General features: G+C 41.5%; 16 protein-coding genes and 2 tRNA genes. 8 read left to right on the top strand and 10 right to left on the bottom strand.

Going from position 1 to position 24,930, the window contains the following annotated elements:
- The 6 genes from HC000_RS13935 to ttcA all read left to right on the top strand — a co-directional run bounded on the left by HC000_RS13935 (window position 1) and on the right by ttcA (window position 6,060).
- Window positions 1-2,376, top strand: a complete 2,376-nt coding sequence (locus HC000_RS13935; RefSeq protein ID WP_179807965.1) for a heavy metal translocating P-type ATPase — start codon at window positions 1-3, stop codon at window positions 2,374-2,376.
- The gene (gene ccoS, locus HC000_RS13930; RefSeq protein WP_008109812.1) at window positions 2,373-2,540 is read left to right on the top strand and encodes a cbb3-type cytochrome oxidase assembly protein CcoS; all 168 of its coding nucleotides are present in this window, start codon (window positions 2,373-2,375) and stop codon (window positions 2,538-2,540) included. The genes HC000_RS13935 and ccoS overlap by 4 nt, the downstream gene beginning before the upstream one ends.
- A complete protein-coding gene (locus tag HC000_RS13925; RefSeq protein WP_179807964.1) occupies window positions 2,533-3,204 on the top strand; it encodes a sulfite exporter TauE/SafE family protein in 672 nt (223 codons plus the stop codon). Before ccoS ends, HC000_RS13925 begins: the two co-directional genes overlap by 8 nt.
- A 41-nt stretch (window positions 3,205-3,245) precedes the next feature.
- Complete coding sequence (locus HC000_RS13920; protein ID WP_058373651.1) at window positions 3,246-3,983, top strand: FNR family transcription factor; 738 nt, start codon at window positions 3,246-3,248, stop codon at window positions 3,981-3,983.
- A 148-nt stretch (window positions 3,984-4,131) separates the two neighbouring features.
- Complete coding sequence (gene uspE / locus HC000_RS13915; RefSeq protein WP_179807963.1) at window positions 4,132-5,058, top strand: universal stress protein UspE; 927 nt, start codon at window positions 4,132-4,134, stop codon at window positions 5,056-5,058.
- Between the two features lie 87 nt (window positions 5,059-5,145).
- Entirely contained in the window at window positions 5,146-6,060 is a 915-nt protein-coding gene (gene ttcA, locus HC000_RS13910) for a tRNA 2-thiocytidine(32) synthetase TtcA (protein ID WP_089368461.1), read from the top strand.
- Window positions 6,061-6,129: 69 nt separating this feature from the next.
- On the opposite strand, the gene recD is transcribed toward ttcA, so the two are convergent.
- The 7 genes from recD to HC000_RS13875 all read right to left on the bottom strand — a co-directional run bounded on the left by recD (window position 6,130) and on the right by HC000_RS13875 (window position 21,105).
- A complete protein-coding gene (gene recD / locus HC000_RS13905) occupies window positions 6,130-8,148 on the bottom strand; it encodes an exodeoxyribonuclease V subunit alpha (RefSeq protein ID WP_179807962.1) in 2,019 nt (672 codons plus the stop codon).
- The gene (gene recB / locus HC000_RS13900) at window positions 8,145-11,786 is read right to left on the bottom strand and encodes an exodeoxyribonuclease V subunit beta (protein ID WP_179807961.1); all 3,642 of its coding nucleotides are present in this window, start codon (window positions 11,784-11,786) and stop codon (window positions 8,145-8,147) included. The genes recD and recB overlap by 4 nt, the downstream gene beginning before the upstream one ends.
- Window positions 11,773-15,072 (bottom strand): exodeoxyribonuclease V subunit gamma, encoded by a 3,300-nt coding sequence (gene recC / locus HC000_RS13895; protein ID WP_179807960.1) that lies wholly within the window; start codon window positions 15,070-15,072, stop codon window positions 11,773-11,775. Before recC ends, recB begins: the two co-directional genes overlap by 14 nt.
- A gap of 156 nt (window positions 15,073-15,228) precedes the next feature.
- Window positions 15,229-16,272 (bottom strand): alkaline phosphatase D family protein, encoded by a 1,044-nt coding sequence (locus HC000_RS13890; protein ID WP_179807959.1) that lies wholly within the window; start codon window positions 16,270-16,272, stop codon window positions 15,229-15,231.
- Window positions 16,269-17,408, bottom strand: a complete 1,140-nt coding sequence (locus HC000_RS13885) for an alkaline phosphatase family protein (RefSeq protein WP_179807958.1) — start codon at window positions 17,406-17,408, stop codon at window positions 16,269-16,271. The genes HC000_RS13890 and HC000_RS13885 overlap by 4 nt, the downstream gene beginning before the upstream one ends.
- A 69-nt stretch (window positions 17,409-17,477) precedes the next feature.
- Window positions 17,478-19,847, bottom strand: coding sequence for a TonB-dependent receptor (locus HC000_RS13880; protein WP_179807957.1), 2,370 nt, complete (start codon window positions 19,845-19,847; stop codon window positions 17,478-17,480).
- A 214-nt stretch (window positions 19,848-20,061) separates the two neighbouring features.
- Entirely contained in the window at window positions 20,062-21,105 is a 1,044-nt protein-coding gene (locus tag HC000_RS13875; protein ID WP_011328537.1) for an alkene reductase, read from the bottom strand.
- 257 nt (window positions 21,106-21,362) lie between these two features.
- On the opposite strand from HC000_RS13875, the gene HC000_RS13870 reads away from it, so the two are divergent.
- Both HC000_RS13870 and HC000_RS13865 read left to right on the top strand, forming a co-directional pair.
- The gene (locus HC000_RS13870; protein WP_011328538.1) at window positions 21,363-21,752 is read left to right on the top strand and encodes a DUF2750 domain-containing protein; all 390 of its coding nucleotides are present in this window, start codon (window positions 21,363-21,365) and stop codon (window positions 21,750-21,752) included.
- A gap of 362 nt (window positions 21,753-22,114) precedes the next feature.
- The gene (locus tag HC000_RS13865; RefSeq protein ID WP_218911015.1) at window positions 22,115-23,089 is read left to right on the top strand and encodes a c-type cytochrome; all 975 of its coding nucleotides are present in this window, start codon (window positions 22,115-22,117) and stop codon (window positions 23,087-23,089) included.
- 129 nt (window positions 23,090-23,218) lie between these two features.
- Here the strand turns inward: HC000_RS13865 and HC000_RS13860 are convergent.
- The 3 genes from HC000_RS13860 to HC000_RS13850 all read right to left on the bottom strand — a co-directional run bounded on the left by HC000_RS13860 (window position 23,219) and on the right by HC000_RS13850 (window position 24,773).
- Window positions 23,219-23,308 (bottom strand) — tRNA-Ser (locus HC000_RS13860).
- Between the two features lie 203 nt (window positions 23,309-23,511).
- Entirely contained in the window at window positions 23,512-24,552 is a 1,041-nt protein-coding gene (nadA, locus tag HC000_RS13855; RefSeq protein WP_058373665.1) for a quinolinate synthase NadA, read from the bottom strand.
- A 145-nt stretch (window positions 24,553-24,697) separates the two neighbouring features.
- Window positions 24,698-24,773 (bottom strand) — tRNA-Lys (locus HC000_RS13850).
- Window positions 24,774-24,930 lie beyond the last annotated feature (157 nt).

The following is a 24,930-nucleotide window of genomic DNA, read 5'->3' as shown; positions in this document are numbered from 1 at the left end:
ATGTCTATAAATTGCTTTCATTGCCTTGAAAGTGTACCTAACGGGTTTAGCGCACACGTAGTAATTGATAATAAATCTCAGCCAATGTGTTGCATTGGCTGCCAAGCCGTTGCGCAAAACATTATTGATCAAGGTATGACCGACTATTATAAATATCGTACCGTTCAAGCTGGTAAAGTAGAGCAGTTAGTACCAGAGCAACTCGCCTTTATTAAAAGCTACGACAATGAAGATATTCAAGACGAATTTATAACGACCAATGACAACTTCTCAGAAGTATTGCTCAGCGTAGAAGGTATAACCTGCGCAGCTTGTGCATGGCTTATAGAAAAGCAATTACTCAGTTTAAAAACAGTAAAGCGTGTTGATGTTAATACCTCAACTAACCGCGCTATGGTGCAATGGGATAAAACCGCCACCCCATTGAGCGAAATTATTACTAGCCTTGCTAAAATTGGCTATAAAGCCTATCCGTTTCAGTCCGACCTAGAAGCGCAACAAAAACAGCAAACCGCAAAAGCCTATATTCGCCGCTTAGGTGTAGCCGGTTTAATGACCATGCAAGTGATGATGTTTGCCTTTGCTATGTACTTTGGCATGTTCTCCGGTATGGACAGTAATTTTGAGGAATACTTTAGGTGGATCAGCCTCGTTTTAGCTTCTCCGGTTATTTTATATAGCGCACTGCCCTTTTTAAGTAATGCCATTAATGGTTTAAAAGCAAAACAGCTTAATATGGACTTACCCGTCTCGCTGGCTATTTTTGGTGCTTACGGCGCAAGTTCTTACGCCACAATTATGAATGTTGGCGAGGTGTACTTTGAATCGGTATGTATGTTCACCTTTTTATTATTATTAGGTAAATATCTAGAATTTAGAGCACGATTAAAAGCCAGTGAATTTACAGCTAACTTACAAAAGTTATTGCCACTAACCGCCCGTACTCTCGATGCAAATGGCCAAGAACATATTATTGCCGCTAAAAAGCTTAAATTAAACGATATTATTCTAATTAAAGCCGGCGAAACTATTCCTGCCGATGGTATTTTAATTAAAGGTAAAACCAGCGTTGATGAATCAATGATGACCGGAGAGCACCTACCGGTTAATAAGTTTATTAATCACAGTGTTTACGCCGGCACAGTCAATCATGACGGCATTATTGAAATAAAAATCAATAAAATAGGCCAAAGAACGCTGCTAAATCAAATAATTCGTCTACAACACAATGCACTTACCAAACGCCCTAAACTAGTAGAAATTACAGATAAAGTTGCTCAGTGGTTTGTGGCTGTGTTACTTATATTTGCATCGGTAACCGCATTTGGCTGGTATCAAATTGCCCCTGAGCAAGCATTTTGGATTACTATTTCTGTACTCGTGGCTACGTGTCCTTGCGCGCTAAGCTTAGCTATTCCAACCGCATTAACCTGTTCGGTAGCCAACCTTACTCGTAAAGGTATTTTAATAAAACAAGCGCATGTGCTCGAAACTCTATCTAAAATCACTTTATTCGCATTTGATAAAACCGGCACGCTAACCCAAGGACGCTTTAGCTTAGATGCGGTCGATATACTCAGTGAAGAGTACACTAAAAATCAAGTGCTTGAGATTGCAGCCCAACTAGAGAGCTATTCAGAGCACCCAATTGCCCGTGCGTTTAGCCAATATAAAGTACCAGGGCATAAACTTAACGACATTCAATTACATCCAGGCAAAGGGATCAGCGCACAGTACAACGACACTCATTATGCTATTGGTAAAAGTGGCTGGTTTAATAGCAAAAAAACTAACGCGCAAGCGACTTTGTATATTAATCAGCAACCTATTGCCCGTTTTTACTTTGTCGATAAAATAAAAGATGATGCGAGTACGTTAATTAACGCTCTACACACACATAAGTTAACGTGTCATATGCTTACTGGCGATGCGTCTGATGCGGGGCAACGTATAGCTAAAAAACTTAAATTACACAGCGTGCAATCGGGCTGTAGCCCTAAAGACAAACAAACAGCGGTTGAGCAATGGTCAACACAAGGTGAAGTGGTTGCCATGGTAGGTGATGGGGTAAACGACAGCCCAGTATTTGCCAGCGCGCACTTATCAATCGCCATGGAAACTGGGGCCGATATTTCAAAAAATAGCGCCGATGTGGTTTTGCTCAATAGCGATTTAGCCTCAATCGAGCACCTATTAATAGTTGCCAAAAAAACTAGGCGTATTATTAAACAAAACTTAACTTTGTCTTTATTGTATAATGGCTCAATATTACCGTTAGCTGCAATGGGGCTGGTAGCGCCTTGGATGGCTGTTATTGGTATGTCGACCAGCTCAATTATTGTGATATGCAACTCATTAAGGCTGTTAAAGTTATGAGCATAATTTACATTTTAGTTCCTATCGCTATTTTATTTGTACTAATAGCTATAGGAGTATTTTTTTGGGCAGTAAAAGGCGAGCAATTTTCTGATTTAAATAAACAAGGCCATAGTATCTTGTTTGAAGATGACAAAGAGCAGCATAACAAAAGTAATGATTGACCCTATTTTTGTCAGTGCTTTTTTTATGGGCCTAATTGGCAGCGGCCATTGCATTGCAATGTGTGGTGGCATAGCCAGCTCATTGCAATTAGCCAGTAATAAACGCCAAACTCTCATTTACTCTTTTGCTTATAATATAGGCCGAGCGCTGAGTTACATGCTTGCAGGCGCATTAGTGGCAGGCATTAGCAGTAAATTTGCCACGCAAAACTCTGTTTTTGCATTATCACTGTCTTTTATAGCAGGCATTTTTATGTTGTTGGTAGGGGTATATATAATGCGCTTAGCAGCTACCTTACAATGGCTCGAAAAAGTAGGTAAAACCTTAGTTTGGCAACACCTAGTTAAATTTAATAAATATTTAATGCCGATTAACTCGCCATTTAAAGCTCTTGGGTACGGCGCTTTATGGGGCTGGTTACCCTGTGGTTTAGTTTATTCAGCACTTACTTGGGCCATGACCAGCGCAAATGCGCTTGATGGTGCATTAGTAATGCTGTGTTTTGCACTAGGTACATTTCCCGCGATGATCACAATAGGCGTTAGTGCAAAAAAACTGAGCACCCTATTTAATCACCATTGGACGCGAATAATATTAGGCAGCGTAATAATTTGGTATGGTATTTATTTACTGATCATTGCAACAGATAAGCTTGTGCATTAACATTGATCATATTGTGGCTTGAATTTTAACGGATTGAATTTATGGATTTTTCTCAAGGTCGTGCTAAAAGTAATTGTGCTATTAGCTGTAATAACTGCAGTATCAGCCAGTTATGCCTACCCTTTTCTCTTAATGGTCAAGAAATGGATAAGCTTGACGAAATAATCGAGCGCAAAAAACCATTACACAAAGGCGACTTTTTGTTTGAGTCGGGCGCGCCATTAAACGCTATTTATGCTGTTCGTTCGGGTTCGTTTAAATCTTATACTTTATCTGAGCAAGGCGATGAGCAAATTACAGGTTTTCATTTAGCCGGTGACTTAGTTGGTTTTGATGCAATAAGTAAAATGATGCACCAAAGCTTTTCACAAGCGTTAGAAACATCTATGGTATGCGAAATTCCGTTTGATACCCTTGACGAGTTAGCAGGCAGACTCCCTAAGTTACGCCAACAAATAATGCGCTTAATGAGTAGCGAAATTACCTATGACCAAGAAATGCTGTTACTGCTTAACAAAAAATCTGCCGAGCAACGCTTAGCCAGCTTTATTTTTAACTTATCTGAACGCTTTGGTGAGCGTGGCTTTTCTCGTAAAGAATTTCGCTTTACCATGACCCGCGGCGAAATTGGCAATTACTTGGGTTTAACCGTTGAAACAATTAGCCGTTTATTGAGTCGCTTTCAAAAAGCCGATTTAATAAAAGTTGAAGGCAAATTTATTACTATTTTAGATAACGATGCACTGGCCAAAGCAGCTGCAATAGTAAAGCCCCGCTAATTAGCCTACTTACGTTGTAATATTCAAACCATTTAATCCATTCGATTAAATGGTTTGATCTAGAACAATAATATTTGTGCTATCCCTTTCACTGTGCTCTATTTACGTTACACTCAAGGTACACCCGTAAAGTGAATGGAGCTTGCACATGAACACGATTAAACGCATTCTTGCGGTTATTGACCCCACCAAAGACGACCAGCACGGTTTAGCTCGTTCGATTGATTTAGCTAAAAAATCTGGTGCGAGTATTACCGCCTTTATGACGGTTTACGACTTTTCTTATGAAATGACCACTATGCTCTCTGGCGATGAGCGCGAAGCTATGCGCAAAGCCGTGTTAAACGACCGCGAGCTTTGGTTAAAAGATTTAGTATCGCCTTATCAAAATGTTAATATTGATACACAAGTTGTTTGGCACAATCGCCCGTACGAAGCCATTATTAATACCGTTATTGAGCAAAGCTTTGACCTTGTTATTAAAGGCACTCATCTACACAGTACACTTAAAGCCGTTATTTTCACCCCAACCGATTGGCATTTAGTACGAAAATGTCCATCTCCGGTTTTATTTGTAAAACAAATGGCATGGCCTGCAAATGGCAACATTTTAGCGGCTGTTAATGCAGTGAGCGAAAACGAGCAACACTTAGCGCTTAATAAACGTATTATTAAAGACGCACAATTTTTAGCAGAACTGGCCAACGCCCAACTAAACTTGGTGAACGCCTACCCTGCTACACCAATTAATATTGCCATAGAAATACCTGAATTTAACCCTGGCATTTATAACGAGTCGGTTAAAAAACATCATCATCAATCTACTAATGCACTGGCTGATGAGTTTAATTTACCCCCAGAGCAGTGCTTTATTGAAGAGGGTTTGCCTGAGGACGTTATTCCCGATGTAGCAAAACGTTTAAACAGCGAGTTGGTGGTTATTGGCACTGTAGGGCGTACTGGTTTAAGCGCGGCCTTAGTAGGCAATACTGCAGAGCATGTTATTGACAGCCTAGATTGCGATGTACTGGCACTTAAACCCGACGGGTATATTAGCCCGCTCGCAAAAGATTAAATTTTGTTACCGAGCATTTTAAGTATATAATGCGCCCCTTTATTTTTAGCAAATAACTTTGCCGTATTGTTTAATAAGGGGGCGTAATTGTCTCATTCAGATCAAGCTAAAGCTCAATTTAACTTAACCAAGCTTCAAAAGCGTTTACGCCGCCAAACAGGTCAAGCCGTCATGGACTTTAACATGATTGAAGAAGGCGACCGCATTATGGTGTGCTTATCTGGTGGCAAAGATAGCTACACTATGCTCGACATGCTGCAACACTTAAAGCGTGTAGCACCGATTAAGTTTGAGCTATTTGTTGTTAACTTAGATCAAAAGCAACCTGGCTTTCCTGAGCACGTTTTACCCCAGTATCTAGATAAACTAAATGTTGAATACAAAATTGTAGAAGAAGACACCTACAGCATAGTGACCGATATTATTCCTGAAGGTAAAACGACTTGTTCACTTTGTTCGCGCCTGCGCCGGGGTATTTTATACCGTACTGCTAAAGAGTTAGGTGCAACTAAAATTGCGCTTGGCCATCATCGCGATGACATGATAGAAACCCTATTTTTAAATATGTTTTACGGCGGCAAACTTAAAAGTATGCCAGCTAAGCTAATGAGCGATAACGGTGAACATATGGTTATTCGCCCACTTGCATACTGTAAAGAAAGCGATATTAGCCAATATGCCTTTGTACAGGGCTACCCTATTATTCCGTGTAACTTATGTGGCTCGCAAGAAAACCTACAGCGTAAACACACAAAAGATATGTTAGCTAAGTGGGACGCTGAGCACCCAGGTCGTATAGAAAGTATTTTTACCGCTATACAGAACGTTGTACCGTCGCATTTAGCAGATAACCAGTTATTTGATTTTACTAATTTGCAAACTGGCGAAGTAATTGATGGTGGCGATATTGCCCTAGACAAACCAGATATTCCAAAAGTGCCAATTAATAGCTTACAAGATGAAGATGCCAGCACAGAAGTGGTTACTATTAATCTGAGCTAACTTAAAGGTTATATATAAAAAGGGTTTGCCATGGCAAACCCTTTTTATTACCCCCACCTAAAAGCTTAATCATTCAAGCTTTAAACGCTCATATAAACCAGATGCCCTAGACACACTTTTATTCATTGCCAGTAACAATACTTTTTTATCTGCCACCAGCTCAAAGGTATTTTTAGCACGCGTTATGCCGGTATACACTAACTGCCTATTTATCCCCATGCGGGCTTGTTTTAGCGGCGGCAATACCATGGCGGTGTAGCTAAACTCTGATCCTTGTGATTTATGTATAGTCATTACATATACTTTGTCGTGCGCAGGTAAGCGTGCTGCCGAAAACGCCCGTTGATTCCCCTGCTCGTCTATAAATAGTGCTTTAAGCTGGCCGCTTTCATCGGGCATTAAAATACCAATGTCGCCATTAAACAACTTAAGCTGATAATCGTTTTGGCTTACCATTATTGGCATACCGGTATAATGGCGCTGATTCGGGCTTAGGGTAATAAGTCCTTGTTGTTGTAAAACGCGCTCAATACGCTGATTTAAACTATTAACTCCGTAATCACCTTCACGCACCGCGGCCAGTAACTGATAACTTGCAAAGGCTTTATGCACCTCTGCAACGCTTGCACCTTGAGCAATTAAACTAAGGTAATGTGTGTATTTACTTGCAGCGCTTTTAACCAATTTTTCGATAGGTTTAGCTATAAAGTCGTAATCTAAAATCACATCCTTAAAACGCCCCTCAACACTTTCTTGCTCAACGTAATTTAAAACACCTGTGTTATTGGTATTTACCGCTAACGCAAGTTGACCAATACCACTTTGTGCATCAAAGCGGTAGCTGTGTTGTAAAAATGCAATGCAATCGGCAAGTTTAAACGCGCTATTACTTTGCGCTATTAATTTAGCTTCGCCGTTAAAGCATAAGTTATTTAGCTCATCACATCGTGCAGGTGAATAACCAGGTGTTTGCACCAGTACTAACCCTTGGCATAAGTCGCTCATTACGCTGCCGGTGTCTACCGAGGCCAGCTGATCTTTATCACCTAAGAGTATTAACCGTGCATGTGCAGGTAATGCCTCAATTAGTTTTGCCATCAGCGATAAGTCGACCATTGAGGCTTCATCTATAATCAACACATCTAAATGCAGTGGATTCGCTTTATTGTGCCTAAATTTATTGGTAAAGGGTTTTACCCCTAATAATCGGTGAATAGTTTGTGCACTTTCGGGGATTAACGTTTTAATATCAGCGGGTATATTAGTGAGCTTATCTTTAGCGCCTAAAATTGATTCGCTTAAACGCGCTGCAGCTTTACCTGTAGGTGCCACCAGCTTAATACTCAGCGGTGCGGTTTTGTAAAGCGACTGTAAAATGGCGAGTAATTTAGTCACAGTGGTCGTTTTACCAGTACCTGGGCCGCCAGTAATAACGCTAAAACCTTTGGTGGCTGCAATAGCACAGGCTACTTTTTGCCAATCGGTGGTAATGTTTACATCGGGTGTAAAATACTCATTAAGTAGCGCAGCTAATAACTCATTATTTATATTAAGTTTACGCTCGCTCATTGTTAGTAAACGGCTCGCTAATGTTTGCTCGTATCCGGCAAGGCGCGCAAAATAAAGGCGTTGATTAAACAGTTGCAGTGGTTTGTTGTCTCCAACGCTTGTATGGTTTTGTAAATAGCTAAGCACCTGCTCATAATTAAACCCTTCACTAAACGGGCTTAGCTTATCTGGCACGCTCCCCTGTGTTTTACTAAAATCGCTGCGGCGTAAATTAAAGGGGTTACTCCAATCAACCTCGCTTAAGGTTAAACAACTATGCTGGCTTTGCTGCGATAAACACAGTAATAGCACCAGATAAAACATCTCATTGTGCGTATTTTCGCTATCGCTGTTACTTTTACTGAGCATTTCAGCTAACTTTACATCCACAATGCGAATGCGGTTTTCGCTAAGTAAATAGGTAAGTAAAGGCACTGCTGTACTTAAAGTAGGGTTTTGCTCATTTAGCTCAAGTTCCTGATCTAACTCTTGATCAAACTCTTGATCAAAAAGGCCCGGTTGATTATTTAGTTCACTCATAACATGGCTCCTTGGCTAAACAAACCATCTAAAATAGTCACTTGCTCAGTGGTGAGCTTTTTAAAGTACACACCTTGCCCAGCTGGCATGCCGCGTAAAAAGGTGTAATACACGCCGCCTAAATGAGTTTCAACTGAGTAATCAGCTATACGCTGTTTTAGCAAACGATGCAGCGCTACGGTGTAAATTAAATACTGTAAATGGTACTGGTGGCTACTCATGGCTTGCTCAAGCATATCGTGCTCGTAATCAGCAGCGTTACTACCTAAGTAATTAGATTTATAATCTAAAATATAATATTTACCTTGGTGGCAAAATATTAAATCGATAAAACCTTTTAACAGCCCTTTTACATGGCTAAATTCGAGCTTACTGTGCTCAAAACCAAAATGTTTTATAAGAATTTCATTAAGCTGCGGCGCACTTAAACTTTTAAGCGGTAAGTTAAACTCCATTTCTACTAGGCAATCACTTGGCGCTAGTTGGCTTAAACTCAGGCCATTACTGTTAACTAAAGAGCTATTAGCTGAGGTATCATTACCTGAGGTATTAATATTTGCATTACTATCGTCATTCAGTGGGCAAGCAAGAACGTCTAATACCCACTGCTCAGTAATATCTTGCCAGTGTTCACTAATATGGTACTTTTCTAGGCTGCGTTTAATAACGTCTGCTAAGTTGTGCTCTTTATTAACTGGGTGCTCTATTGGGCTAGTAAAATCTATTTGCTCAAAAATTTCGTGTAAACAACTCCCCGGTTTTGCCCCCTTAGGAAAGCTATATACAGAAGGTGCTTCGTCTTCTTGTACGGCAAATTCATCTTTTTCATGATCTTCATCACTGCGACCAGGCGCTAGGTGGTCGATATGCTTTTTAAAGCTCAGCGCACTAAAGCTGGTTGCTCGCCAATTACGCTCAATATTGGCTGTTACATTATTTATACTCAATGTTTGCTGAGCATCAGCGCTATTATTAAAGCTTAAAGTACCTTGGGCTAATAAATCCTCTGAGGTGAATTGCTGATAATCCATACCTGTATGCTCGCTGCAAAAATCGGCTAAATGGTTACGCCAAATTTGACTACTTGTAATTTCAAGCCCTGCAAATAACACATGCCCCAGCGCACTGCTTTGTATTGCCAAACGGCTACTTTGCCCTTGGCCAATGTTATACATACCAATAGCACAAAAGTGTACCGCGCGAGTGAGTGCTACATACAGTAAGCGTAAATCTTCGGCAAGGCGCTCTTGCTCTGCTTTTTGCAGTGCGTCATCCCCTTTACTTAAATCGTAAATTAGTGCGCCATTATTATGATACAGCGCTTCTTTCGTTTCGCGGTAGCCACTAGCAAAGGGCATAAATACCAGCGGATACTCAAGCCCTTTTGAGGCGTGCATAGTCACTATTTTAACTAAATTAGCGTCGCTCTCTAGGCGTACTTGCACTGTTTCGCCATCTTGCTGGCTTACCTTTTGTGCAAACCAGCGCAGTAAACGCAGTGTGCCCTCAAGCTCAATTTGTTTTTGCTGTAGTATTTCGCCAAGGTGCCTAAAGTCGGTAAGCCAACGCTCAACGTTGTAGCCTAGGCCTTGCCATTTAGCACTAAGTTGATTGTGGCTCATTAAGCGCTCAAGCATTGCCATAGCGCCTTGCTTGTTCCAAATATGGCTAAGCTGCGCAAAAAAGTTTAAATGCTCTTGCCATTGTGCCTCGTCATCTGCCAGTGCATATATTTCGTTATAGCTTAAACAAAATAACGGCCCTGCTAACACCCCACGTAATAGCGACTCATCATACTGGCCATGTAACGCAGTTAAAAAATTAAGTAAGTGATGGCTAAGCTCTTGGCTAAACACACTCTCGCGCGATAAATACACGCTGGCAATTTTAGCGGTGCTTAAGGCCTTTTTCATTATTTGCGCCTCAACACGGTCACGCACTAATATACAAATATCTGCAGCGCTTACTGGCTTTTCTCCAATACAGGCACGCCCTTGCTCGGCCTGCGTTAGTAAGGTGACTATTTTATTGGCAAAAAAGGTGGCTAAATGCTGCTGCCCAATGGCTTTGCCAGTCGGCTTGTTTTTTTCATCTGCGGCGGTGTCGCTAAATACACAAAATTCAAACGCAGTGGCTGGTTGTCCGTCAATCAAAAACGATTCGTCTGCTTTTTTACCTTTAGCGGCTACTGCATTAAACGGTATGGCATCGTTATAAATAAAGCTGTTAGCGTGCTTACCAAATAAGCTGTTTACGCTGCTTACTACATCGCTGCTAGAGCGAAAGTTAGTACCTAGCGTAAATTGCTGCTGTTTTTGCACCGCTTCTTTGGCACCAATATAGGTAAAAATGTCTGCGCCCCTAAAACCATAAATAGCCTGTTTAGGATCGCCAATCATCGCCAGTGTAGTGTGCTCTTGCTGGTAAATTTTACTAAAAATACCGTACTGAATCGGATCGGTATCTTGAAACTCATCTATCATAGCCACCGGAAACAACTGGGCAATTTTTTGCGCCAGTACATTGCCTTGCTCGTTATTTAATGCACTGTGTAAATTGCTAAGTAAATCATCTGGGGTGATCACGCTTTGCTCTTGCTTGCGCTTTATTACGGCTGCTTTTACCCACTTTGCCGCATGCTGCACTACAGCAATTGCTAGCCCTTGGTTTATGGTGTTATTAAGTGCTGCCAGTTGGTCAAATTCAGTTAATAGCGGATGTGTAAATAGCGGCTGATTTTTTTTATAGTTACTTATATCGCTTAAGTTTTCACTACTCCATACCTCAAACGAATACTTGCTAGTACCAAATTCAAAAAACAAATCGCCGCCTAAACAAAAGGCTTCAAGTGCTGCAAGGCTGCCTTTGCGCCCTGGCGTTTTAGAACCACTTAAGCCCGAGCCTTTAATCGCAGCTATAAACTCTTGCTCTAATACCGCTTTTTTAAATGCAGGTACACGGATTATGTACTCGTCACGCGCTTGCCATACATCATCTAAGTTTACTTGCGGGGTTATTTGCGCATTCGCTTTATTTAAAATACTCGACACTTTGCCAAACAAAGCGTCTGGCGCGGCAAACACGCCTAAAATAGCATCGGTTTTTTCTTTATTGAGTGGATATACAAAGGCGCGCCAAAAATCTTTAATGGTTTCGAGCAATATGTCGCGCTCATCCAAAATAAACTCTAAGTTAAACGCCACACCCGACTCAAACGCGTGTTGTTTTAGCATGCGCTGACAAAAGCCATGAATGGTAAAAATAGCAGCTTCGTCCATCGATTTAGCCGCTGCATCGAGTAAATCAAAGGCGCGGTGTTTATCATCAACGGCAGCTATAACTCCTGCTATAAGCTCATCTTTTGGGTCTTGCCCAAGAAGTGCATCGCGCGCGGTGATGATACGATTACGCACGCGGTCTTTAATTTCTTGCGTGGCAGCATCGGTAAAAGTTACCACCAGTATTTGCTCAACGCTTAGCGGCTTATTTAATAGCGAGTTTACATCATCGGCTATTTGCATTCCCAATAAGTAACGTAAATATAGGCCAGTAATTGTATACGTTTTACCCGTACCGGCACTGGCTTCAATTAAGCTTTGCCCTGTTAGTGGCATAGTAAGTGGATTAAGCGCTTGCATGGTCACTCTCCTTAGCGTGTGCAAATAACGGGGCGAGTAATTTATCGCTCCACTGTATAAACTCGTCTTGGCAATCGTTAAGCGATTGTACCGTTAAGCGAATATAGGGGTTTTCGCCCTCGCCTCGCCCTATGTATTGCGGGCTAAATTTACTCATGGCTTTTGCTATATCGCCGCCGCTTTTTACGTACTCGTAGCCACTTACCGGAAAAAACGCCACGGGCTCGTTGCGCAGTGCTTTGTATAACTCAAACCAATCAACTAACAATGCATCGGCATCGGTTTTACTTATTGGCGCAAAGGTAACTTGTTTATCAAGCCCAAGTATTAGCGTTTCTACTTGTTGCTCCATACTTTGCGCTACTAGGTGATAAATAAAGCCTTTAATTAAATCTTTCGCTTTTATACTAGCGCTGCGATAAAACACTTGTTTTTGCAAATAAATATGGTTTAACCAGCCTTCTATTTTAGTGTTTTCTAGTTCGAGGGCTACCTCTATAGGGTCGCTTTTGCCCCCTTTAATTTGCTCTTTCACTTGCCCTGCCAATGCGTCTACTCGGTGCTGCATACTCTCAAATATTAAGCTACCTACGTTGGCTTGTGGTAGTTCGCCGCGTTGCAATATTTGTTCTGTACTAAGTGGCAGCTCATTAATGTTGGCTTCGAGTATTTCATCAAGGTAAAAATAGCGGCGCAATGCATCTAGGCTAAAGGGCTCTTCGTCTTTTACTACTTCGTTAAATTGCGGTAATCGCAATCCTAAACTTTGTTGATAAAAACTCTCTTGGGCGTTGCAAACACTGCGAATAAACACATCGAGCTCTAACTGCTCAGGCGGTGTTGCATTAAGCGCGCTCACGACTTGTGGGGTTATTGACTCACTTGGCAGCCAAATTGGATTATAGCTGTGGTTGCTCAGCACAGTGTTTGCTTGCTCATTGGCTAAATAATAATGGCTATTAAAGGGCTGTAAATGCTGTTGGCTAATTAAACACTCTGGCAGTGATTTTTCGCTGTCGTCGCTTAATGCAAAGCTACGCCCAATATATTCTAGCAGCTCGCTCACAAGGGTTGATGGCATGCGCGGCTGGTTGTCAAAACACGAGCGACCAATGTAACTCATGTATAAGTTATCGCGGGCACTGAGTAGCGCCTCTAAAAATAAGTAACGATCATCTAATTTACGTGATCGGTCACCTTTTTGTTTTTTAGAATAAGGCACTAAGTCAAAACCAATCGGCTGTACGTTACGCGGGTAGTCGGCATCATTCAAACCCAGCATACACACCACTTTAAATGGCACGGCGCGCATTGGCATTAGGGTACAAAAGTTAACTTGCCCCACTAAAAACCGCTGCCCTACGCCTTTTTCTTGAATGCCTTGTTTAATTAAGTAACTAACAATACGCTGCGATACCGCTTTGCTGTAGTCGCCATTATTATGATGCTTTTGTAACTCTTCGAGCACGTTTTGCAGCACCAATAAATCCCAGCTGTCGTCGCTTTCGCTCTCGTAAATTGCACTAAGCAACTCGCTTAAAACATGCGCTTTGTTGGTAAGCGTATCGTCGGGCGTTAATTGCTCTTTAAAGCTTTGTAGCACATCAATAAAATGCACTAGCTTATTAAGCGTATCAAGCGCCATGCCTTCTACTTCATCGGCGCTATAAATGCCGTTAAACGGGCATTGCTCGTCGCGCATCGCAATACCTAGTAATAAACGGTTAAGCCCATGTTGCCAGGTATTTAAATCGATAGCGGGTAAATCAAAGCTGCTTTTATGATCGGCATTTATACCCCATTTAACGCCAACACGTTCCAGCCAATATTGAATTTGCTCGTACTCGTGTGCCTCCAGGCCAAATTTTTCGGCTATTTGTGTCACTTGTAATAAATCGAGAATATCCGACACACCAAAGCGCGAAAACGGTAAATTAGCTAAACTCGCAAATGAGCTAAGTACGGGTTTTTCTTGCTCTATGGCTAAATCGGCAAGTGCGTAAGGAATAAAGCGGCTGCCTTGTGCGCCACCAAAAACGGCTTCAATGTACGGGCTGTAAGTGCCTACATCGGGCATCATTACTATTATGTCTTTGGGGGTAAGCGCAGGGTTTTGATTAAATAAATTAAGTAAGTAGTCGTGCAGGCGCTCAACTTCTCGAAGCGGTGTATGGCAATCGCTTAGCGTAATACTGGTGTCGGTTGCACTTATAGGCAATTTACCTTCGTTGTTTATAAACCACTCTTTGTTATCGGTCAGTGACTCACCTTTAAACGCTAGCTGATAAATTTCACTTTGTATTTGCCCAAGTAAGGTGTCGTCAAACACATCAATAAAACCATCAATCCAACGGGCGTCTAGCTGTACTAGCTGCTCAAAGTAATCGCGACCTAATTTACCCCACGAGGATAACAGTGGGTTGCCTATAAAGTAGTATTCTTCATCGGGATTAGTTTGCTTTTTTTGCTGCGCTTCCACCAGCGGCATTTTGGCGTATTTTGCACTTATTTTAGCGGCGGTTTTTTCATCAATAATATCGCCCCAATAATGCTCACTGGGATTAAAAAAGAATAAAAATACCTCGGTTTTTTCACTCAGCGCTGTAAATACTTCAAGCTGCGAGCTGGCAATGGCCGATATACCAAATAAACTAATGCGTTGTGGTAATAAGCTGTTGTCCATTGTCTCAAGCGCTGCCAGCAGTTGTCCTTGCATATTCGCGCGATGAAACTGACTTTGCCCAAGCTCTAGGCTTAACTGTACAATGCGTCGCCATAAATCAGGTTGCCACGGGGCAATGGTTACATCAACATCATCAAGTTCATCTATACCGCTATCCCATGTGGCAATCCAATGCGGGCGGTACATTAAATATTGGTCGTACACGTCGGCTATTTTTTCACACAAGGCAAAGGTTTTTTGGCCGTCAATATCGCCCTCTAAATAGGTTTTTAGCGGTAAATACAGTGGCTCATCAATACAGCTTGGTAAAATAGCAAACAGTTTCCATGCAAGGTTGGGTTTATTAAACGCCGACTCTTTAGGTACATTTGGTAAAAGTTGCTGATACAACTGCCAAATAAAGCTCGAAGGCAGCGGAAAATCCACCTGCGCCGCTACACCTAAGTTTTCGCTCAAACCAATTTTTAGCCACTGCGACATACCCGGTGACTGCACCAGTACCACTTCTTTGTCGAATGGGCTTGCTAATGGGTTGGTTTTTAATAACTGATGAAACTGCGCTTGCAGTGCTTCCATACGGTTTGATTGAATAATATTGAGCATACTTACCTGTCCTTGCTTGAGATAAAACGAGTGTAAGATATTTTCAATTACAGGGGTAGCGATTAGCGCAAATTGGCTTTAATAAATCAGCGGGTTAGTTAAATTTTATACGCACAGTAGTGATGCTATTTACTGTGCGTTTTATAAGGGCGATAATTAATAAGGGCTAATGCTTGAGAGTTTAAACTGACTTTGCATTATTGCTTTACCATCAATATCTTTGAGCTGTAATGAAATTGACGGGTCGGCTTGTTGCCAGTCTATGCTTAAATCGCCGTAATTAACCTGGTGGGTAAAGTCCCCTATTCGGTGTGTGTTAGGGCTTACATTTTTCCATTTTTCGGTTAGGCCAGAACTGGTCATTTCTATTAGTGGGTAGTCAAGGTTGTGCTTATACTGTGAAATTTCGCCCCAGTGGGTATCGCCGCTAATAATAACTACGCCGTTTACTTTATGCTTTTTGATCAGTGTAAATAAACGCTTTCGATCGTCGGGGAAATTAGCCCACGACTCCCACCCTGTAAATTCGGGAAGTAGCTGTAAGCTTGAGGCAATTAGCTTTATAGCCGCGGGCTTTTTAAGCTCTTGTTCAAGCCATTGCCACTGCGCCTCACCAAGCATTGATGCGCCTTTAACATGACTTGGGCTATACGGGCCTTGATTATTTAGTTTGCGCTTAGTGTCGTACTCCAACTTACTTACTGCGTTTAACGCATCTCGGTTCCAGCGCAAATCTGGCATAATCACCTGCACAGTTTGCTCACCTTCACCATACGTATACGAGGTATAAATACCATCGGGGCGAGTGCGTCGTGGTGAGTTTGCAGGTTCTTGCCAAAAATCGAGCATAATTTGCCGCGACTCTTCTTTATGCGGATACTCTTTACCTGCATCGTTTTGGCCATAATCGTGGTCATCCCACATGGCTATAATAGGCGTTTGTGCTTTTAGTGTTTTAAAACCGGGCTTTGCCCCTAAACGCTGATATTTATTAGCAAGTACGCTCATATTATTAGTGTCGCCATAAATATTGTCACCTAAAAATATAAATAAATCGCTCTGCTCTTTGTTTATAGCATCGAATATAGGAATGTTTTTATCTTGATGCCCGCACGAGCCAAATAATATTTTAGAGGGAGCACTCAAAGCACTAAAGCTTACAAGTAAGTTGGTTAATACTACCGCGGTTATTATTTTCATTTTACAATCTCATTAATCGCCGGTGCCATATTCGAATTTATCTGCTTTGGATTTTGCCCAAGTGCCTTTAACACTGTTGCGGCAATTTGCGTTTGTTTTAGCTCAGTAGTTGTTTTAACTAAGCCTTGGCCTTTTATTGCAGGGCCAATCGCGGCAAGCCAAATATGTTCGGAGCCTATAATGCCCTCGGGAAACTTATTTTCGCCTATATGCAGTGCTGCTAAGGCGCGTTTTGAACTGTGATGCTGCCAGTCGCTTGCGTTACTACCACGGCCATGATCTGTGGTAATAATGAGGGTAGTGTTATTTTTATAACCCGGTGTTGTTTGAATGGTATTCCATAAATCAGCTATAAAAGCATCGCTTTGTTTTGCCGATTTTAAATACGCGTGGTAATCACCATCGTGAGCAAAGTCGTCGGTCTCTCCTAAACTTATTACTAATAATTTTGGTTTTTTAGCTAACATATACGCCTTAGCAAACCGATAAGTAAAACTGTCTAATCGTACATTACTCCAAGGGCTCGGAATTTCATTTTGCATGGCATTTAAAAGTGGCGCATTTTCAAATAAATCCTCCTCAATTGGCATAAATCCGGCGTTAACATATACCTTACTGCGCTCAGTATTAAGTATTGAAGGAAATACATCCCAGCTACCAAATAAGGCGGTGTTATTTTTAAACGCGGGTTGGTGCTCCAAACGCTCTAATATAGTGTGATTTGGGTTAGGGATTTTATCATTACTATTAATACCTTCATCTACCTCACCGCTAAGTATTTCGTTATAACCGGGATACGAAAAATACCACGGGTTACTTACCGACATATTAGAGCCTTGCTCTCTATTACCAATTATTACCCCTTGCTTAGCTACAATTTGGGTAATAAACGGCATCAGCAGTTGCTGGCGTTTTGCAGAGCTGTTATGCCAAAACTCTGTATTTAGCTGCTCTGGCTTTTTAACAAAATCGGAATTATTAATAAGGTTTTTATCAGCGCCACTAAACACCTCTTGCCAGCGCACACCGTCAAGCGTTACCAACACTACATTTTGATCAGCTGTTTGTACTGCCGCTGCAAAGTCGCTTCCTAGGGCAATTAAACTAAATACACTTACTTTTAAAATCGTTTTCATATTGTTACCGGCCTATTTTTATAATAAAAAGCCCATTAATAATGGGCTTAAAATAATTTATATTACGACTTAAAAATCTGCAGTAAACGTAACCGCAGCAGTACGAGGCGCACCAATAAAGTAAGTAGTCCCATTACCTGTGCCACCTGCTAAGTAGCTTTTATCGGTTATGTTATAAACAACAAACGAGAGATCAATGGCTTTAAATGGCCCTGCGTCTACATCGGTTGAGTAACCGGCATTAAAGTCGAGTACCGTGTAGCCGTCTACTTTATTGCGTGCTCGCGTGCCTTCGTCTTGCCATGCACCTAAACGCTCACCTGTGTATTTAGCCGACAAACCAACACGAAAGCCGTCACTAAAGTAATCGGTAGATACAACCAATAAATCTTCCGATGTATCTATTAAGCTATCGCCTTTTTTAAAGCTTGGCGCTGCAGTATTGCCATCTTTATCTTGTAGTAATACGCCTTGTGAGTCATATGCATTTGGATCATCAGACGAATATTCAGAGCTGCTATTGGTATACGACGAATAAACACTCCAGCTTGGTGTGAGCATATAGCTTGCAGAGAGCTCTAACCCCTTAGAATCGATGCCCCCTACATTTATGTATGAACCATTAGTGCCAATAGTGTAGTCAATTCCGCCTGAATCACTGCCTGGTGCAATAAAGGTAATGCGGTTATCAAACTTAACGCTGTAGGCCGTTGCGCTTAGCGTTAATCTATCGGCTTGGTAGCGTACACCAAAATCAATGTTTTTTGCTGTTTCTGGTTCTATTTCTGTCAGTGTTGAACTGTCGCGCTCCAGTACCCCGTCTTTAATTGCAGCAAAGTTTTCGCTGTAACTTGCAAATAGTTCGGTATCGTTATTTAACTGGTACAGCGCACCACCACTAAATAAAACATCAGAGTCGCTGTCTACTTTATCTGAGCTTTCGTTAGCAAAGTGGTCGTACTTTTGTAACTCAACTAAATACTGTTTAGCGCCAATATTTAAGGTTAAATCACCTAAGTTAATAGAGTCTTGGATGTACCATTTGAACGTATCTGTATCAAAGGTATTTTTGTACTGAGTCCAGTAAGGGGTGTTTTCAAAATGATGAAAAATACGTGCATCAATTACTTTGTGCCAATCACGCGACTCTTCTCGCTCGCTTTGCTCATACCAAAAACCAGCCTCAATATCGTGATCACCAAACGTCGCTTGATAGTTAGCGGTTACGCCTAAACGATCTTTTTTGTAATGGGTATGGCGATAAGACATAACGGGCGTTGCTGTATCGTCGTAACATGCCGGATTTAAATCAGGCCCCGACTCCCACGGCCAACTTAAACTTGCTGTACAGCCTGAGTTAGGTGCAAGTGGGTTACCCTCGCTATCAGCAAAACCATAAGAGCCAGCATTAGTACCGCCTTGTGTTGTTGGCTCGCCGTTTTCATCAACTGGGGTTGTTAAATATGGTGGGATCCAGTCACCACGCCCCGAGTTTTTATGATAATAAGGGCTGATCGTTAATAGTGATGTGGGCGAAATTGCATATTCAAACTTTAAATAACCTAAGGTATTTTCACGTAGCGTCCCCCAACCTTCGGCAAACATTTGATCAAAATGCGGAACCCCTGTCCAGTTCCACGTTAATTGATCCCAATTTGGTGTTTGCTCAAATTGTTCAATACTCACGCTGTTGTAGTTAGTTTCGCTTACATCGTCGTAAGATAAGCGTCCGGTTAGGGTTAAATCGTTAAAATTAGATACAAACTTAAGCTCAGCATGTTGGTTGTCTTTACCGCCATTACTTCCCGAGCCAATCCAACGGCTGGTGTCGGTTTGCGAGTAGCTTACGTATGCTTGGGTATTATCAAAAACAGTGCCTGTTTCGTGCTTAATATAATAACGCGAGGCGTCGTGGCTGCCCGATGTATAGGCAAACGTAGTGCCTTTTTCGTGACTGGGATCTTTACTTACAAAATTAAATGTACCGCCTAGCGCTTCCAGCGATGCCGATTTAATATCAGACGTACCTTGGCCTACTTCAACTGTAGCCAGGTTTTCGCTGTCTAGGTAACGGTTAGCTTTAGCGCCGCCACCGTAATTAGAGCCACCATTGGGTATGCCATCTACTGTCATCCCTAATTGCTGTTGGTTACCGTCAATACTAAAACCACGCATTGTAATTGTGGTAGACCAGTCGTCACCACCAAATGCATCACCTTCGTTTATGCTAATACCCGGTAAATTATCAATCACCGACAATATACTTGCTACCGAACTTTGTTGCTCAAGCATTGCAGGCTCAATAACGTTGTTAGCGTAGCTGGTAGGCTTAGCGACTACGGTTATTTCTTCTATAGTTTTGTCGTTTGCATAAACAGATGTTGATACAGCCATGGCTATAGCCATGCTCAAAAGCGATTTGTTTTTTAAAGCGTACATTGTTGTCCCGTTTAGTTTTAATTATTAAAAATTAATTATTATGAAAACGGGAGCAGTATGAGTTTTAAATATGACAACGGGGATGAACTTTATTTACATAAAAATTAAACAAATATGGGAAATTTATGGCAGGAATATGTACAAAAAAAGACAACCCAAAAGTAAGCTTATGGGTTGTCTTAAAAATCGTTTTAAATAATTATAAAACTAATAGTTACACCAGCTCGCTAAGCATATCGGCATTGTATTCTACCAGCGGTTGATTATTACTAATTTTGCTTATGTAGTCTGGGTTTGCAATAAGTGGGCGACCAATGGCAATTAAGTCAAACTTAGCGTCGTTAATCGCCTCTTTTGCTGTCTCAAAACTATAGCTACCCACACCTACTAACGTACCTTTGTAGCCTGCGCGTAAAAACTCAGAGGTGTTTTTGCCTTCAAGCGAGTCAAAACGCATGCTGTCGTCAAAAATTCCACCATGTAAGTAAGCAAGATCTTTTGTGTCTAATTCAGCTAACAAATAATCAAATACGGCTTTGTCGCGGCTATCCTCGGTCATATTAAAATAAGCACCCGGCGTTACACGAATAGCGGTACGTTCGTTTCCAACGACAGCAATAACTGCGTCGGTTACTTCAAGCGCAAAACGCGCCATGTTCTCAGGCGTTTGGCCGTATTCATCATTGCGCTCATTTGCTGCATAATGTAAAAACTGATCAATTAAATAACCGTTAGCACCGTGAATTTCTATGCCATCGAAGCCTGCTTCTATTGCGTTTTCGGCTGCTTTTGCGTAATCGGCTACTAAGCTTTTAATATCATCTGTGGTTGCCGCTTTTGGCGTAATGTAAGTAAGCTCACGCATGCGCGGAACTGTCCCTTCTACACCAATTGCTGATGGCGCAAGTACATCGCCATCAAAAAAGTGTGGATGAGCAACACGGCCAACATGCCAAAGCTGGGCAAATATTTTGCCCCCATTGGTATGTACTGCGTCGGTTACTTTTTTCCAGCCCTGAATTTGCTCACTAGTAAATAAACCCGGCGTATTAGGATAGCCTTGCGCGTCTGGGCGAATAATTGTCGCTTCGCTAATAATTAACCCTGTATCTGCACGGCGCGCGTAGTAGTCAACCATAGCTTGGGTTGGCACTAGGTTATCATCAGCCATACTGCGCGTTAACGGCGCCATTAATACGCGGTTTTTAAGCTCAATTGTGCTGTTTAATTTATACGGGGCAAGTAAATCAATCGACATTGTGGATCCTTTGTGTGGGAATGGCTAAGCACTAAATGCTCAACCTAAATAGCAAGTATGGTGTGTAAATGCGGCCATTTGGTAAACATTCAAGGGTATTTTTGAATGAACGCTCAAATTAATAATAAAACTTATACTTACAGAGCCGTAAATTAGATCTATATAGGGTAAATTAAATAATAACTTTTCACCACACTGTCATATAACTCGATATACTTACACTTAATACCAAGCCATAAACTTAGAGTAAGCAAATTATGACAACAGCAAATAACACAGAACAACACGACGTAATTTTAGGCCTTGGTGCCAAAAAACGACTCGCTTTTATGTTTGAAACCACACAGCAATTTAAACAAGTATGGATTTTAAACGATGACGATGGCTGCGTTATGCTCACCAACGAAGATGACGACTGCGTACCCGTATGGCCAACTCGCGAGTTTGCACAAGCATGGGCCACTGGCGAATGGGAAGGTTGTACGCCTAAAGCTATTCCCACACAAGATTGGATAAACCGCTGGACACCCGGCTTAGAAGACGACGACTTACTTATTGCCGTTTTTCCAACCGAAGACGACGACGGCACTATACTGTTTCCGGATGAGTTTGATACACAATTAAAAATGCCAAAGAAAAAATATTAAGCACTTTCCCTCAAAACAGTAAAGCCATGCTCACAATAATGGTTTTACTGTTTTATACAGCCCCTTTGCAATTGCGGCCCTTATTAAATACTCGCTTTATATTACTAAGCTATAAATTTCCATCCAATTAAATCGCCCGCTAAATAGCATAATATTGTAACTATTAATGACCAACACGCCCTAAAAATTAAAATAAAATATACATTTTAAATAATTATTAACTATATTTTTAAATACAATAAATTATGGTTTTTTTAATCGCTAACTTTTAGCCAAATAACGTCGGCAAACCGATTTAAAGCAATAGGAAAATGGTTTTTCAGGCGTATAATCCACACACTTTTATACCCTAGGGTCAAATTATGTTTCAACTCCGTCTCATTACTATTTTAAGCGCTATCTTAGCGCTATTTGCTTGCTCTGAGCCAGTACCTGAACCAGCTAAACAAACAACCGCTAAAACCACTGCTGTTGAAAAAGCAACCAGCCAAAATGCAACTAGCATTACTACAAAAGCAACGGCCGAACCACAATCAGATATACAAAAAGCGCTAAGCAATGCGCCAGTAATTACTAACCTATCAGCAAGCCACCCAAACACCTTATCAACGCCAAATATTAACGATTTAGATAATAGCCCTGAATCTGATTTAATTCGTTACGGGCGTTTATTAGTTATCGATACCTACCGCCAATTACCCGAAAACGTTAATAACAAACTAAACTGTAGTTCTTGCCACCTAAACGAAGGCCGCGTAGCTAACGCAGCCCCTTATGTAGGTATGAACGTGGTTTATCCTAAGTTTCGTAGCCGTAATGCTAAAATAAACACTATTGAAGATCGTATTAATGGCTGTTTTCAACGCTCAATGAACGGCCAACCATTAATAACCGACTCTACACAAATGCAAGCTATGGTCAGCTACATGAACTTTTTATCGCAAGACATAAAAACAAAAGATGACTTAAAAAGTAATAATGGTTTTATAGCAATTAACAAAGACCTAGAGCCAAACGCAGAAAATGGCAAAACATTGTATACACAGCACTGTGCAAGCTGCCATCAAATGGACGCCAAAGGTTTATACCCTAGTGGCACTTATATGTTCCCAGCAGTAGCAGGCGACAACTCATTTAATGACGGCGCAGGTATGGCACGTACTTATACCGCAGCTGCATTTATAAAAGGCAACATGCCACTTGGCCAAGAAGGTATTTTAACTGACCAAGAAGCCGTTGATATTGCATTTTACTTTAGCCACCTAGCACGTCCAGCATTTGCCGCTAAAGCAAACGACTGGCCTGAAGGCGGCGCACCAAAAGACGTACGCCGTTAATAGTATTAACCACGGTTAAATAATAAAACCAAAAAGCCAGTTGGATTAACCCACTGGCTTTTTAATAACATATATAATTTTATTACAGGCACAAAAAAGGACGTCATGAGACGTCCTGATATTGAATAATGGTGGAGGGAGAGGGATTCGAACCCTCGTTAGGGATTAACCTAAACACACTTTCCAGGCGTGCGCCTTCAGCCACTCAGCCATCCCTCCACGGCGTTGCTACATACTAGGTAGTGCAACAAGCGCGCTATAGTATGAAATAGCCGCCATAGGTGCAAGGCATTTTTAGTTTTGAGCTTTTAACTGCTCACTTATCATTCATATTTTTTATGCTGTGCACAAAAAACGGCTATGCGGGTGGCATAACCGTTTTTTAAGCGTTAACTTAACGTGCGTTTTTATATTCGTTAATTTTACTTTGCCATTGTGGCGGTAAAATCAAGCATGCGGTTAAGTGATTTAAGTGCGCCTTCGCGTAAGTCCATGTCAACAAACACTTCTTTACCTTTGGGGTCTATCAGAGCTTCTTCAATCGCTTTTAAGCCGTTCATTGCCATCCAAGGGCAATGCGCACATGTTTTACATGAAGCGCCTTCACCAGCAGTTGGAGCGGCAAAGAATTCTTTGTCTGGGCATAGTTGCTGCATTTTATAAAAAATACCGCGGTCAGTTGCTACAATAAACTTTTTGTTGCTCATTGTTTGCGCTGCTTTTATTAACTGGCTGGTTGAACCAACCGCATCAGCAAGGGCAACAATTTCCTCTGGCGACTCTGGATGTACGAGTACGCCCGCATCTGGGTGCAGCGCTTTCATGTCTTTTAGGGCTTTAGTTTTAAACTCGTCATGAACGATACATGCACCATTCCACATGATCATATCAGCGCCGGTATTCTTTTGAATATAGCTACCTAGGTGCTTGTCTGGGCCCCAAATTATTTTTTCACCTAGTTCATCTAAGTGCTCAACAATTTCCAGTGCACACGATGAGGTTACAATCCAATCTGCACGCGCTTTTACTGCGGTAGAAGTATTTGCATACACTACTACTGTGCGGTCGGGGTGCTGATCGCAAAACGCTGAGAATTCATCTACCGGGCAACCTATGTCTAACGAACAAGTCGCTTCGAGCGTTGGCATAACCACGGTTTTGTTAGGCGTTAATATTTTTGCGGTTTCACCCATAAAACGCACACCCGCTACAATGATCATGTCGGCATCGTGGCGTGTACCAAAACGCGCCATTTCTAGCGAGTCGGCAACGCAGCCGCCGGTTTCTTCGGCTAGTGCTTGTATTTCAGGATCGGTATAGTAATGGGCAACTAATACGGCATTTTTTTCTTGCAGTAGTTGCTTTATACGTGCTTTGTATTCGCCTTGTTCGTTTTGTGTTAACGGTGCTGGCTTAGGAGGGAAAATATAGCCTTCAGGCATAATAGTTTGAGCTAGACTCATGTTCTCGACCACTTCATCTATATTGCATTAATTACGATGAATTATACGAGAATATAAAGCTAAATAACAGCTATCTGCTCAAGGTGTTTATAAATAAAAAGTTGAAGTTTTAAAAAGACGCTATTAAGAAGGGATTGTCTAAAAATGGTGGGGCATGATGGATTTGAACCATCGACCAATTGATTAAAAGTCAACTGCTCTACCAACTGAGCTAATGCCCCCCTTTGATAACTAATTAGCAAGGCTGCTAGTTAGTTGATTGCGTAAATCCGCCGACTAATACTTTACTTTCACTGCTCATAGAATGGTGGGGCATGATGGATTTGAACCATCGACCAATTGATTAAAAGTCAACTGCTCTACCAACTGAGCTAATGC

It is taken from the genome of Pseudoalteromonas sp. MIP2626 (assembly GCF_013414205.1).
Lineage (GTDB): Bacteria > Pseudomonadota > Gammaproteobacteria > Enterobacterales > Alteromonadaceae > Pseudoalteromonas > Pseudoalteromonas nigrifaciens.
Note: the sequence above shows the minus strand (reverse complement) of the source record. Positions and strands in the feature narration are given on the sequence as shown.